Source organism: Occallatibacter sp., from assembly GCF_049510455.1.
In the GTDB taxonomy this organism is placed as follows: Bacteria; Acidobacteriota; Terriglobia; order Terriglobales; family Acidobacteriaceae; genus Telmatobacter.
The window spans coordinates 22872-36108 of sequence record NZ_JBEKYX010000011.1; the positions used below are offsets into that span (position 1 = coordinate 22872).

Annotated in this window: 11 protein-coding genes; 9 read left to right on the forward strand and 2 right to left on the reverse strand. The window is 58.1% G+C overall.

All coding sequences use genetic code 11. The annotated features are described in order from the left end of the window. Positions 1–17: 17 nt before the first annotated feature. The 5 genes from neuC (at position 18) to ABSG47_RS03570 (ending at position 4893) form a co-directional block, all read left to right on the forward strand. Positions 18–1250 carry a UDP-N-acetylglucosamine 2-epimerase gene (gene neuC / locus ABSG47_RS03550; RefSeq protein WP_424166461.1) on the forward strand — a complete coding sequence of 411 codons (1233 nt, stop codon included), beginning with the start codon at positions 18–20 and terminating at the stop codon, positions 1248–1250. A 205-nt stretch (positions 1251–1455) separates the two neighbouring features. Then, positions 1456–1797, forward strand: a complete 342-nt coding sequence (locus ABSG47_RS03555; protein WP_424166463.1) for a hypothetical protein — start codon at positions 1456–1458, stop codon at positions 1795–1797. A gap of 277 nt (positions 1798–2074) precedes the next feature. Further along, a complete protein-coding gene (locus ABSG47_RS03560; RefSeq protein WP_424166465.1) occupies positions 2075–2947 on the forward strand; it encodes a 2,3,4,5-tetrahydropyridine-2,6-dicarboxylate N-succinyltransferase in 873 nt (290 codons plus the stop codon). A 523-nt stretch (positions 2948–3470) separates the two neighbouring features. Beyond that, entirely contained in the window at positions 3471–4295 is an 825-nt protein-coding gene (locus tag ABSG47_RS03565) for a class I SAM-dependent methyltransferase (protein WP_424166467.1), read from the forward strand. Between the two features lie 118 nt (positions 4296–4413). Then, positions 4414–4893: a hypothetical protein gene (locus tag ABSG47_RS03570; protein ID WP_424166470.1), complete on the forward strand. Its 480-nt coding sequence runs from the start codon at positions 4414–4416 to the stop codon at positions 4891–4893. A 511-nt stretch (positions 4894–5404) separates the two neighbouring features. On the opposite strand, the gene bshC is transcribed toward ABSG47_RS03570, so the two are convergent. Then, complete coding sequence (gene bshC, locus ABSG47_RS03575) at positions 5405–7027, reverse strand: bacillithiol biosynthesis cysteine-adding enzyme BshC (protein WP_424166473.1); 1623 nt, start codon at positions 7025–7027, stop codon at positions 5405–5407. Between the two features lie 296 nt (positions 7028–7323). On the opposite strand from bshC, the gene ABSG47_RS03580 reads away from it, so the two are divergent. From ABSG47_RS03580 to ABSG47_RS03590, 3 genes are all read left to right on the forward strand, one after another. Continuing rightward, positions 7324–7923: an NUDIX hydrolase gene (locus ABSG47_RS03580; protein WP_424166475.1), complete on the forward strand. Its 600-nt coding sequence runs from the start codon at positions 7324–7326 to the stop codon at positions 7921–7923. 208 nt (positions 7924–8131) lie between these two features. Beyond that, positions 8132–8371 (forward strand): cold shock domain-containing protein, encoded by a 240-nt coding sequence (locus ABSG47_RS03585; protein WP_424166477.1) that lies wholly within the window; start codon positions 8132–8134, stop codon positions 8369–8371. 142 nt (positions 8372–8513) lie between these two features. After that, positions 8514–9131 (forward strand): hypothetical protein, encoded by a 618-nt coding sequence (locus tag ABSG47_RS03590; protein WP_424166479.1) that lies wholly within the window; start codon positions 8514–8516, stop codon positions 9129–9131. A 451-nt stretch (positions 9132–9582) separates the two neighbouring features. Here ABSG47_RS03590 and ABSG47_RS03595 read toward each other — a convergent pair whose 3' ends face one another. Beyond that, entirely contained in the window at positions 9583–10410 is an 828-nt protein-coding gene (locus ABSG47_RS03595) for a hypothetical protein (protein WP_424166481.1), read from the reverse strand. Positions 10411–10669: 259 nt separating this feature from the next. On the opposite strand from ABSG47_RS03595, the gene ABSG47_RS03600 reads away from it, so the two are divergent. Continuing rightward, a complete protein-coding gene (locus ABSG47_RS03600) occupies positions 10670–13141 on the forward strand; it encodes a penicillin acylase family protein (protein ID WP_424166484.1) in 2472 nt (823 codons plus the stop codon). Positions 13142–13237 lie beyond the last annotated feature (96 nt).

The window sequence follows — 13237 nt, forward strand, 5'->3', positions numbered from 1 at the left end:
ATCGATATACTTCCCCTGTGAATCCCCCCTCCGCAAATAGCGGCTCTCTCGACACTCGCAAGCGCCGCATCGGCGTCGTCACTACCTCCCGTGCCGACTACAGCCATCTCTACTGGCCGCTCCGCGAACTCGCCGCGCGGCCGGACGTCGAACTCGGCGTCTTTACCCTTGGCGCGCATCTTTCGCCTGCTTTCGGCAGCACAATCCGCGAGATCGAGCGCGACGGCTTCCCCATCCAGGCTCGCATCGAATGCCTGCTCAGCTCCGACACCGACACCGGCATGGCCAAAACCATCGGGCTCGCTATTCTTGGGCTCGCCGATGCGCTCACCAACTGGCGTCCCGATCTGCTCCTGCTCATTGCCGACCGCTACGAGATGCTCGCGCCAGCCTCCGCCGCGCTCGCACTCCGCATTCCCATCGCACACATTGAAGGCGGAGAAATCAGCCAGGGCGCCATCGATGACGCGGTCCGCAACGCACTCACCAAGCTCGCGCACATCCACTTCACGTCCACAGAAACCGCCCGCCGGCGCGTCATCGCCATGGGCGAGGAATCCTGGCGCGTCCATCACGCCGGCGCGCCTTCGCTCGATCACCTTCGCCGCTCCGCATTACTCGATCGCTCCGCCCTCGAAGCCAGACTTGGCATTTCCCTGGTCCCACCCACCACCCTTGCGGCCTGGCATCCGGTCACCATCCTTGCCGACACCAATGCTGAGGCCGACGCCTTCTTCTCCGCTCTGGCCGCACATCAGGGCCAGCTTCTTTTTGTCTACCCCAACTCCGACGCCGGCAGCCTGGCCCTGATGGAACGCACTCGCGCACTGGCGCAGACGCGCCCCAACACCTACCTCTTCGTTAACCTGGACCCCATCACCTACTGGAGCCTGCTCGGCCAGGTCGATGCCATGATCGGGAACTCCTCCAGCGGCATCATGGAAGCCGCATCCTTTGCTCTGCCGGTGGTCAACGCCGGCATGCGCCAGCAGGGCCGCGAGCGTGCCTCGAACACCATCGATGTTCCAGCCAATTCAGGAGCCGATGCCGGACTCATTCTCGAAGCCCTGCGCCGCGCACTATCTCAGGATTTCCGCGCCACGCTGCGCGGCATGGAAAACCCCTACGGCAACGGCACAGCCTCTCAAATCATCGCCCGCGTCCTGGCCGAAACTCCGCTCGAAGGACTGCTCATCAAGCAGCACGCTTCTCTGCCCATCCAGGAACATCCCTTGCTTCCTACTCGATGAGAGATTGCGTCGCAATCCGCGAACCCTGACGCCATAAGCCAGCATCTACTAAAGCGGCACGCATGAAAAACAAGTCGCCTGTGGGGCCCTCCAATACCGGACTTCCGGTGTTTCAAATTCCGGCATTTGAAGATTTCACTACAGGCTCGCAAGTTTCTGCCGATAGCTCCTGAGCCCCCAAGAATCGTCGAAGGCAGGTTTTACCATGATTGTCGAAGCTCAAAGCAAAGGTCTCGGCCGTTGCGGTTTGTACGTAGGGGCTGAAAACGTCCGCCTCTACTTCCCGCGCAATCTTTCGGCCATCGAATTCAATCTGGGTCATCTCAAGATTGAATGCAAACTCAACCCTGACTTCTGGCAGGGCCAACCGGAGATTAACGATCCCCGGCTCGGCGCCTGGCTGGATACCAAAATGATGCACGAAAACCGTCACCGCGTCGCAGTACGTCTAGCCATGATTCCCACCGGAGAGAACGCTTACAAGTTGCAGCCGGCAACGGCTGAAATACCGGCGCGCCCGCAGCTTCGAGCCATCGTGGCCGCTTAAGCCTCTCTCTACCCACACATTCCCTGTGTGCTCCATCGGTAGTGTCTCAGTTTGAAAAAATCCCGCAGGGGCTAAAGCCCAATTTTATTTTTATGGCCGTTTCGGCACGACTAAATCGGCACGACTAACTGAAGTCGTGCCCTGTTACAAAGCAATTCAAATTGAGACACTGCCGCTCCATCCTTCTCGTGCCTTTTCCGGGAAGGATGGTTTAACCTCAGTGCCAATCCCGCGTCACAGCCTTCCTCCTGATTCCGGTTGATAAACTTAAGCCGGTATGACGACCCCTCAAATCTTAGAAGAAGTTATTCAGCGCTATTTTGCCGCAGGCGCTTCCGCCGCAGACGATCCCTCCGCCCGCGATGCGTTTTCCCGCTTCCGCTCCGCTCTCGAACGCGGCGAAATCCGAGCCGCTTCTCCCGATCCCGCTTCGCCCATCGGCTGGCGCGTCAATGTCTGGGTCAAGCAAGGCATTCTGCTGGGCTTCCGCCTCGGCAAGCTGACAAACTATCCGTCGGCCTCAATGGAAACAGCGGAGACCGTGCTCACGTTCGTGGACAAGGACACATTTCCCGTGCGGAGCTTTTCCGGGAGCGACGGCATCCGCCTGGTCCCCGGCGGTTCTTCCGTTCGCGCCGGAGCCTATCTTGCCCGCGGTGTGGTCTGCATGCCTCCCATGTACATCAACGCCGGCGCGTACGTCGACGAAGGAACCATGGTTGACTCGCACGCACTGGTCGGTTCCTGCGCCCAGATCGGCAAAAACGTTCACCTCAGCGCCGCGGCGCAGATCGGCGGCGTGCTTGAGCCCGTCAGCGCCAGCCCGGTCATTATTGAGGACAACGTGCTTGTCGGCGGCAACTGCGGCGTTTATGAAGGCGCCCTTGTCCGCTCCGGAGCCGTGCTTGCCGCAGGCACCATCCTCACCCGCGGCACCCCGGTCTTCGATCTGGTCAACGGCACGGTGATCCGCGCTACGGAAGAACTGCCGCTCATCATCCCGCCCAACGCTGTCGTCGTTCCCGGCTCCCGCGCTGTGACTCGCGGCAAAGGCGCGGAGTGGGGCCTCAGCCTCTACGCCCCGGTCATCGTCAAGTACCGCGACGAGAAGACCGACCTCAGCACGACTCTCGAAGACCTGCTGCGATAGCCTGACATCATTCGCGTAGTGTCTCAGTTTGAAGTTTCTTTGAAAGGGGGCACGTGGCCCGTAACCGATTGCTCGGCTGGCCTCAAAAGTGCTTTTGGAACCCTCGGAAACGCTTATCGAACCCTTAACGAACCCAAATTCTGTTTCCGCTTTTACAAGGCGATAACACCGTTCAGAACCAGATTCACATCTGATTTGCAACTTCGGACCTAAGCAGGTCTTGAACTCAAACGATCTCAATTTGATCACCGTAGAGACGATCCTTGCAAACCGCGTCCCCCGCACATGAGCGGCTCATTGGTGCGACCGAACTGACTGGGGCTTCGATCCCTCGGGGGAACTCGATGAGTGCGTTGACCTGTTAGCGACAGTTGAGAATAATTTCCGGTTTGGCGATCAACCGCCAACAACATCCGCTCAGGCCTTGATCCGCACCTAGAACTTGATTTAGTCAACTGAATCGAAGTGGCAACGACATTCCCTGAAGCCAGCGAATCGCAGAGGCTATGATAGCCTACCGCTAATGACTTCGAGCTTAAAATCAAGCATTACTTCCGCGATTCCACCGCGTGCAAAACAATTTTTGAAACACGTCTTCGCCTTCTATAACGGATATTTCGCCTGGCGCAATCAAATTCAGTGGACGGCTAATCCGGGTAAACCTGAATATCCGGATACAGGTTCGAATTACCTGCAAGAATACTTTAAGGCTCACCACACAGGGCACGGGATTTTTAAGTGGGATCACTATTTCGATATATACGAGCGGCATTTCCGGAGTTTTCGAGGCCGCGACATCACCATTGTGGAGATCGGCATCTATAGTGGCGGCAGCCTGCAGATGTGGAAAGATTATTTTGGGCCGAAGTGTCAGATTGTTGGTGTCGATATTGAACCTGCCTGCAAATCATACGAGAACGGTTCGATTCGCGTATTCATCGGAGACCAAGCCGACCGGGAGTTTTGGCACCGATTTAAACAGGAAGTCGGTATGGTAGACATCGTGATCGACGACGGAGGACATTCCCCACAACAACAGATCGTAACCCTGGAAGAAATGTTGCCACATCTCAATCCGGGAGGAGTTTACCTATGTGAAGACATTCATGGTGAATTTAATAGGTTTGCTTCGTACGTCCAGGGGCTTGAGCAGCACTTGAACGCGTCCGAACTTGTAATTAATTCAAATTTGAACGAGAAAGCTGTCTCATCTCGCGCCACCACGATCCAGGACGCGATCGAGGCAATCCATCAGTACCCTTTCCTGACGGTGATTGAGCGAAGAAAGAATCCGAAAGGGGAATTCGTCGCACCGAAAATGGGAACTCAATGGCAACCGTTCATGTGATAAGACCAACATGAATCTGCTTCGGAAAAGTTGAAATTCCCCTCATTCTCTTCAGTCAATCGCAAGAAGATATGGATTGACGCCGGAAGCAAATCACGCGAATCCGGGGGCAGCGATCATGAAAAGGATCATCGTCATCACGTTGACCGCAGTTTTGTGCGGCGTAACGCGGCAATCCCCAGCAGCCCAGACGCAAATCGAGGTCCACGCCTGCACGGAGCATGGAAACACCTACGACTGCGACCGTCACACCTTCGACCAGCTCCTTCGTACTGCGAAGACGATATCGATCCAGGTTCCACGGCTTGCCGCAGGCACATCGAAGCAGTTACAGCAGCTTGCAGCTTCGCTCGGCAAGACAGTACAGCCTGACTCTGCCGATCTCGCCTTTGTTCTCACAAGCCCCGATCCGAGCGGCGTCTACTTCGGTCCCTCCGACCGCAAGCTAGCCACCATCAATGTCTATTACAAGGCGTCTTCGTCAAATCCCGGTCAGCTCATCTGGTCAGAGAGCTACTTTGGCCAGCCCGATACTCCCTGGCCCACCGCCGCACATGCTGTGATTGAACAGTTCCGTAAGAGCGTGAAGCGACCTTGATGTATGGGATTTATATGCATCACTCCCTGGATGTCTTTGGGCGCAAAACTGCGCTTCTGGAGGTGCCTTGAGCATTGGGTCTTGTTTTTTAGCGGGTTAGCCGCGCTTCGCGCGATAGCGAGTTAGCAAGTTAGCGGAGAGAAAAACGAACTATGTTTACCATTTAAATAACAGAAGATGGTTACCAAAAAAATAAAACAAATTGAACATAGGTTGTGCAGGTTATTGATTATAAACAAGTTGATGCGCATTTTCAGCGCGTACGGTTTTGTTCGCCTTTTCTATGCTTTCTTCCGATTTAAAGGACTTACCGGGTTTCCAAAAAGACTGGTCTGACCGGCCTGTGGAAAACAAGATGGCCCGATTCCATCCTGGAATCGGGCCGCTGTTTTGCCGCTTATTATGAGCATGGCACAAAAGGGCGTAATTCCATGCAAATTATCTGAAGGATATTTTGCACGAAAGTAACGTGGACTTTGCCGGGTCAGGCATACCGCGGAACGCGAGCCCCTCAGAGCCAGATCATCGTGTGGCCGGGGCTGTCGCTGGAGGCGCGCGTCACCATCTCTTCGGCCAGCCCGAGGCCATGACGGGCAAAGTAGTATGCGGCACTGTGGACGCGTTCCTGCGGCGCGCCATTGGGGAAGATCGCCTGCACGATCGTCTGCGCGTGGCGGCCCAGCGCGGCCTCCTTTTCAAGCTGGAAGCCGGCGGCCAGACGGCGCAGGCGGTTCATCTGGTAGCGCATTTTGCCGGCCGCGGTGCGGGCGGAGCGGCCGAGGCCCTCGTCGAGGCGGCTCATCCACTCCTCGACCTCGGTCAGCTCGGCGTCAAGGGCGTTTCCGGCGGCGGCGAGCTTGCGCTTGCCTTCAATGGGCATGGCGCGGGCGGCAAGAAGCTGGGCCAGACTGTCTCTGGTCTGCGAAAAGATGCGCTCGGGAGCAAGGTCGTGGCGGCGGAGCAGATCGCCAATGGCGGGCTCAATGAGCGTGGCGGAAAATCGCGCCTGGACAGGCGTGACGCGGCCTCCCAGCGGAATGAGGATGCGCTCGAAGAGGACGGCAGATTGCGCGAAGTAGGCAATCTCCGCCGGGCCGCCAATGGTGAGCGAGGTCCCGAAGAGGAAATCCTGAAAGACAGGGCGCAGGAGCGCCGAGGGTGAGATGCGATGCGGCTCCGAGGCGAGAATTCCGGCAAGCTCGGAGGTGGAGTAACGATTGCGGCCCGCCTGCCAGAGGCCATTCGGCTCGGCGGCGGTGGGCGGAGTGCGCTTGAGAGACTGGCGTACTCCACTTTCCGAATCGATAAGAAAGAGCAGGCTGGAACCAGCGCCGACGGCAACCTGGGCGTGGTAACCGGCTTCCGTCAGCGCGCGATTGCGGTCGAGCAGCGCGGCGTGCAGCTCATCGGCACGCTCGATGGCGGCGAGCAGAACCGGCGCGCCAAGATTGTGTACTTCCGGAGACGCGGCGTCAAAGACGAGAAGACCCTGGGCGGCGAAGACTTTGGAGTAGAAGTCCGCGAATGCCTGGGCAAAGGTGCGGCCGGGGCGATAGGCGGCCTGGAGCGCTTCCAAAGCGTCGGACCAGCCGATCCATTCGGCGGCTTCGTCCAGCAGAGGCGCGATGGTTTCATCGAAGACGATGGAGCCTACGGGGACGGCTGCGGAGGGCTTGCTGGAGTAGACGAGCTTTTTGAGCTCATGACGGCCGGGGAAGGTGACGTGATCGATCTCGGCGAAGTCATGATCTTCACTGGCAAGCCAGAAGATGGCTGCGTGGGGCTGGCCTGAGACTGTGGCCTGGCGGGCGCGAGCCAGCGCGGTGGCAGCCTTGAAGCCGGTGAAAAGCGGTCCACCAAAGAGACCGACCTGCTGGCCGGTGAGGACTGTTCCGGCGCCAGCGCGCAGAGCGGCGATGGAAGCGGCGGCTGAGGGATTCTGCGCCGCCAGAAGATCAACAATGCGGGACCAGTGAGCGGGACGGGCAGAGGCTTGCCGCCAGAAATTGCCGGCCAGTGCTGTGGCGTAGAAAGGACGCACCTCGCTTGCTCCAGCACAGAAATCCGCAAAGAGCCGGGATGCGCCGGGCGCGATGGTGATGGGATGACACTCGATTGTCGACTCTGCGGACACTTTTCTGGGAACCCTTTGAACAGACGTGATTGAAATAAGGATGACACGGAAGGGGGGTGGGATGCAGAAAGGCAGGATACCGAGACCAGGAGCCGGGGTAGTGGCTCAGTTTGAAAAACATCCCACAGGGGCTAAAGCCCAAAGACTTTATCAGCCGGATTTTCGGCACGACTCAAGTCGTGCCCTGTTACAAAACAATTCAAACTGAGCCAGTACCCAGGAACGGGAGGGTCAGGGATCAGTGCGTATACTCGGTGTGACCGGAGAATTTTGCGCGGAGGAGAACGAGAACACCTATGGCAAAAAAGGCGGCAGTGCAAAAGAAAAAGGCGACGAAGAAGCCTGCGGAGGTAGCAGAAGTGCTCAGCTCGGAGGTGGCTTACCAGGGGCCGCTGTTCCGCGTGACGCGCGACCGCATTGTGGAGCCGGATGGCAATGAAGGCACGCGCGAGGTGGTGCGGCATAACGGCAGCGTGGTGATTCTGGCCATCGATTCCTCCAAAAGCAAGAAGGACCCGTGGGTGGTGATCGAGCGGCAGTACCGGCATGCGGCGGGGCAATATCTTTGGGAGCTGCCGGCGGGCAAGCTGGACGCCGGCGAGGAGCCGCTGACGGGCGCGCAGAGGGAACTGGAAGAAGAGACCGGATATCGCGCGAAGAAGTGGAAGCTGCTGATCGAGTATTGGGCGAGCCCTGGTTTTCTGGGCGAATCGATGAAGCTGTACCTGGCCGAGGGGCTGATTGCAGGCGAGGCGCATCCGGAAGAGGATGAGAAGATCGACTTCCGGCTGGTGAAGCTGTCCGAGCTGCTGAAGAAGATTGCCAAGGGCGAGATCAAGGACGGCAAGACGCTGGTGGGCACGATGCTCTATGCCAGAAAGCTGAAGAAAAAGTAGCGCGGGAAGGAAAATTTCATCTTGCGTAAATTCTTGGCGTTAGCGGAATAAGCAGCAGAGCCGTCCCACCTGCTGCACCACGCGGAGGAACCTTTCATCAACCTTTGAACAGGCTGCAACGTCAGTAGAAATAGAGCATCGCCGGCAGAATTGAAGTTGTCCCCCGGCTCGCGAAGTTCTCATTACGACGCAAGGAAGGCAGCCTCCTGTGGCTCAACATAAAGGGAAAGTGAAGTGGTTCAATAATGCCAAGGGTTATGGATTCATTGGGCGCGATGACGGTCCCGATGTGTTCGTGCATTACTCGGCAATCCAGTTGGACGGTTACAAGACCCTGAAAGAAGGCGACGATGTGGAGTTCGACATTGTGCAGGGTCAGAAGGGCGCTCAGGCCGACGCAGTGATTCGCCTGAGAGATGCCGCAGCCGTGCAGCATACCGCGGCGTGAGCCGAGCCGCCATGCGGCGGCAATGTTGCGGTGCGTCCGGATGTGCGGGCGCTGGGGATAGGTCTGCCGCGCGGGGCTCACAAGCCGATTTCCTCCATACGCCGGTACAGCTTTGGGCGAAGAGGCGTATTATGGGTTCGCCATGAGCCTTTTGCAGCAGAACTCCCCTGACCTGGACGATGCGGCGCGCGGCGAGGATTTTACTCGCGGCAGCAGCCATATTGTGTGGGCCGCAGCGATTGCGGCGATTGTAGTTTCAATTGCCGTAGCGGCGTACGCATTGGTGACGAAAGAGATGCCTGCGGCCACGGGACAGGTGGCGCGCGCTACGGTGCATTTTGTCCATCACGAGTCGAGCGGAATGGATGCGGCGGGCAATCCGATGCCGAAGGAGCCCTTCGACCAGGTGCTGGTCTTCAGCCACATCCAGGTACATAATCAGAGCAAGAATCCGCTGTTTGTGCGCCAGATCATGACCAATGTGACGCTGGACGATGGAATCCACACAAGCTATGCAGCGATTCCGCATGATTATGAGCGGCTATTCCAGGCAAACCCGGACCTGGCAGTTCTGCATGGCACGCCTCTGCCCGGAGATATAACGATTGCGCCGGGGCAGACCCTGGAAGGCGACATTGTGGCAGCCTTCCGGCTGACGCAAGCGGAGTGGACTGCGAACAAGGGAATGAACTATACGGTGAGCCTGCAATATCAGCCGGACCTGATTTTGCCGGGCCCGATGAGGGTGAATGTGCAGTGAGGCAGTGACTCAGTTTGAAGAAACCGCGTCAGGGGCTAAAGCCCAATTTCATTTTTATGGCCGTTCGGCACGACTAAAGTCGTGCCCTGTTACAAAGCAAGCCGAAGTCGATTCGTCAGACGCTGCAAATGCATCCCTCGGGGGCTAAGGAAGGTCTGATTAAGTCCGTGAAGCATACCTCAGCGGCTAAAGCCGCATTGATTTTGCTGCATTTATGTCACGGCTGAAGCCGTGACCTACTACCGTTCGTGCCACTTAATCAGAGTTTCCCTAAAGCCCGGACACGTTTTTGCGATAGTTACGGCACGAGTAAACTCGTGCCCTGATACAAAGCCGGTCCGATTTGAGTTTTTCCGTAAGCTGTAAAGCCTTGCCATTTCAAAGCAATTCAAATTGAGACACTGCCGGCAGGCGGCAGCACTTGCTGCGAACTGTCGCCTGCCCTCCGCTATTACAATCCCGCCGGAGCGGGGCTGGTCTTGGGCGTGGAAAGATAACCGGAGATCGCGTTCTTTGAGTTGAGGGTGTTTACCACAATCTCAAACAGGCCGCGATCCTTGCCGCTGTAAAACTGGAGCGGCTCGTTGACGTTGCGGTCCTTCTTTTCGTATTTCATGTCATCGGCGTAAACGATGAGGGTGAAACGTGCCTTCTTGGTGTCAGTCTTTTTAAGCTCGATGCTGACGGTTCCGACAGGCTTTTTATCGCCTTTGTTGAGGGTGAACTCGTAGTAGTTGCGGTCGCCCTTGTGCTTGAGGACTTCAAGCTCGTCGCGATTGCGCGCAATGAGGCTGGAGTGATCGCTAAGATCGCCCTTCATGCTCTGGAGCTGGGTGATGGCGCCGGCGAGATCGGTCTGCGTCTTGGCGACGTCGGTTTTCACGCCGCCCACATCCGTCTTGACCGTCGATACATCGGTCTGTACGGCGGTCACCTGCTGGGCGGTCTGCTGCTGCTCTGCTTCAAGACGCTTGTTTTCGGCCTGCTCGCGGACGATGATCTGCTGGGCGCGCGCGTCCATCTGCTTCTGCGTAAGACCGAGCGATTGCGCGGTCTCTTCGCTGGTGACGCGGAGGCGCGCGTTGGTCTCGCGGAGATCGGCGGCGAGCTGGACATTCTTCTGCCTGGCGTCAACGAGGTCGGCCTGCGTGGTGACGAGCTTGCCGCTGAGGCTGTAAGACCAGGCAAGGCCGCCCAGGGCGGCAAGAAGCGCGGCTACGACGGCGACAATAAGCGCGACCGGCGTGCTGTATGGAGTGGGTTCGATGGAATCGCTCATGATGCGGCGTGTACTCCCTTGCGGCTGTGGGGCCGCGTGATGGTAGAGGATTCGGGCTTGTGTTCCGTCTTATTAGACGTGGCACAAGGCCAATGAGAACTACGTTTACGCGCGAGAAAAACGCTGGAAGAGGCTTGCCGTGTAGTTTAGAGGAATTCTGGGGAATTATAGAAAGAAAATTGCGCGAAGGCTGCGAAATGCGATTCCGGCGGAATTGGACGGGCGAGGTTTCGCCTGCGCGGTATTCTGTCAGTGACCTATGGCCAGCATGGATTTCGCCGCTTCCACACCCGTTCCCCCATTTGCTTCGCGCCGCAAGCGGTTCCGCCGGCTGCGATTTGTTCTGTATGCCCTTTCAGCGCTGATTTTTCTTGTGGCGCTGGCCGCAGCAGGAGGCGCGTTGTGGCTGCGCAGCGCGGCAAAGGCGGCATTGCCGCAGCTCGATGGCGAGATTCATCTGAGTGGCGCGGTGAGCGCGCCGGTGACGGTGCGGAGAGATGCGCACGGCGTGCCGCACATTGAGGCGGCTACGCAGGACGATCTTTTCACGGCACAGGGATACATTACGGCGCAGGACCGTTTGTGGCAGATGGACCTGTACCGGCGTCACGCAGGCGGCGAGCTGGCCGAAATACTGGGCGGATCGCTTTTGGTACACGACAAGGCGCAGAGGGTGCTGGGATTTCGCAGAGCGGCGCATCGGATCTATGCGGGCCTCTCCGCGAATGAGAAGTCTGGCCTGGAAGCATACGCGCGGGGGGTGAATCTGTTCATCGCGCAACACGGCGAATCCCTTCCCGCCGAGTTCGAGCTGCTGCATTACTCGCCGAGGCAGTGGACAGGGGAAGATTCGATCCTCATCGGCACAATGATGATCAGCGATCTCGACTCGCACTGGGATACGAAGCTGGTTCACGACGCGATTTCGGCGAAGTTGAGCAAGCTGCCAAATGCAGCGAAGCTGGAGGCGGATCTGTATCCCGTAGGCTCGTGGCGCGACAGGCCGCCGACGGGAGAAGTGGTCGATATGACCAAGCCGCAGCCGGTTCCACCGGCGGCGAAGGATGACGATGATGACAGCACGACAGCGGCGGTGGGCGTGCATGAGCTGCGCCAGACGCTGGGATTGCCGGACTGCGATGCATGCGGAGTTGGCTCGAACAACTGGGTGGTTGCAGGCACACACACGGCGAGCGGAAAGCCGCTGCTGGCGAATGACATGCACCTGGGCATCACGGTGCCGAATATCTGGTACATGGCGGACCTGAAGGCTCCCGGATACCATGCGGCGGGCGTGACGCTGCCGGGAATGCCATACGTGATTGAAGGACACAACGAACACGTTGCGTGGGGATTTACGGCGCTGTATGCGGATGTGCAGGATCTGTACATAGAAAAGCTGGACGGCAAGGGAAACTATCAGGCTCCGGATGGAACGTGGGAGCCGCTGCATGTGAGCCACGAGACGATTCCTGTGCGCGGCGGGGCGGATGTGATAGTGGATGTGCAGGAGACAGCTCATGGGCCGCTGCTGAATCCCCTCTTGAAGAGTGAGAAAAGACCACTTGCGCTGAAGTGGACGTTATATGATCCCGCGTTGAACTCCCTGCCGATTTACGAAATGAACACGGCAACGAACTGGAACGAGTTTTCCGCGGCGTTACAGCAATGGAGCTGGCCAACGCAGAACGTGGTGTACGCGGACGACGCGGGGCACGTGGCGTATCACGCGATCGGGAAGGTGCCGGTGCGCCCGGCAGGATTGACAGGCATAGCCATTCACAATGGACAGAATGAATGGGCCGGATACATCCCCTTCGATCAGTTACCCAACTCCGTCGATCCTCCAAGCGGTTTTCTGGCAACTGCGAATGCGAATGTGACCACCGACAAATCGCCGTACAAACTCACACTCGAATGGGCGGACCCATATCGCGCGGAGCGCATCTACAAGCTGCTGCAAGGGCGCGATAAGTTGACGCCTGCCGATATGCTGGCGGTGCAGACGGACATCTACAGCGAAGTAGACCAGGAGATAGGACACAGGTTTGCATACGCGCTGGACCACTCAGCGCCAAATGACAAAAGGCTGAAGCAAGCCGCGGACCTTCTTAGAAGCTGGGATGGAAAGATGACGATAGATTCAGCAGCGGCAACGGTCGTCACCAAAGCGCGCGACGCGCTGTGGCCGCTGATTCTCGAACCGAAATTGGGCGACCTCACGGCGGATTACCGCTGGTCAGAGAGAAGCTTTGCTCAGGAAGAGATTGTGATGCACGGCGAAGCAGACTGGCTCCCCAGGGGGTACAAGACCTGGGACGATGTGCTGACCGAAGCGGTGCGGCGCGGTCTGAAGAACAGCAACGCACCGGCCGACCTGAGCAAATGGACTTATGGAAGCTGGCACGTAATCGACATTGAGCATCCGCTGCACCCGTTTCTGCCGTGGATAACCGACATCGCCGGCACCGGCGCGCTGCCGCTCAGCGGCGGCGGCACAACGGTGAAGCAGGTGGGCAAAGCATTTGGCCCTTCACAGCGGTTCACCATGGACTGGAGCAGCATCGACGGATCGACCGAAAACATTTCACTGGGCGAGAGCGGCAATCCATACAGCGAATACTTCCGTGACCAGTGGAAGGATTATTACGGCGGAACGACCTTTGCGCTGCCATTTACGGAGGCGGCGGTGGCAGCGAATGCGCGGCATACGCTGCGGCTTGAGCCGTGAAAAAACAGGGGTCAGGGATCAGGGGTCAGGGGTCAGGGGTCAGGGATCAGGGGTCGGGAAAGGCGGGTGCATCATCCTTGCGCGGCATTTTTGTGC

Excerpts from the sequence above, each read along its gene's own strand:
- ABSG47_RS03555 (WP_424166463.1), top strand. The coding sequence starts at position 1,456 with ATGATTGTCGAAGCTCAAAGCAAAGGTCTCGGCCGTTGCGGTTTGTAC.
- ABSG47_RS03560 (WP_424166465.1), top strand. The coding sequence starts at position 2,075 with ATGACGACCCCTCAAATCTTAGAAGAAGTTATTCAGCGCTATTTTGCC.
- ABSG47_RS03565 (WP_424166467.1), top strand. The coding sequence starts at position 3,471 with ATGACTTCGAGCTTAAAATCAAGCATTACTTCCGCGATTCCACCGCGT.
- ABSG47_RS03570 (WP_424166470.1), top strand. The coding sequence starts at position 4,414 with ATGAAAAGGATCATCGTCATCACGTTGACCGCAGTTTTGTGCGGCGTA.
- ABSG47_RS03580 (WP_424166475.1), top strand. The coding sequence starts at position 7,324 with ATGGCAAAAAAGGCGGCAGTGCAAAAGAAAAAGGCGACGAAGAAGCCT.
- ABSG47_RS03590 (WP_424166479.1), top strand. The coding sequence starts at position 8,514 with ATGAGCCTTTTGCAGCAGAACTCCCCTGACCTGGACGATGCGGCGCGC.
- ABSG47_RS03595 (WP_424166481.1), bottom strand. The coding sequence starts at position 10,410 with ATGAGCGATTCCATCGAACCCACTCCATACAGCACGCCGGTCGCGCTT.
- ABSG47_RS03600 (WP_424166484.1), top strand. The coding sequence starts at position 10,670 with ATGGCCAGCATGGATTTCGCCGCTTCCACACCCGTTCCCCCATTTGCT.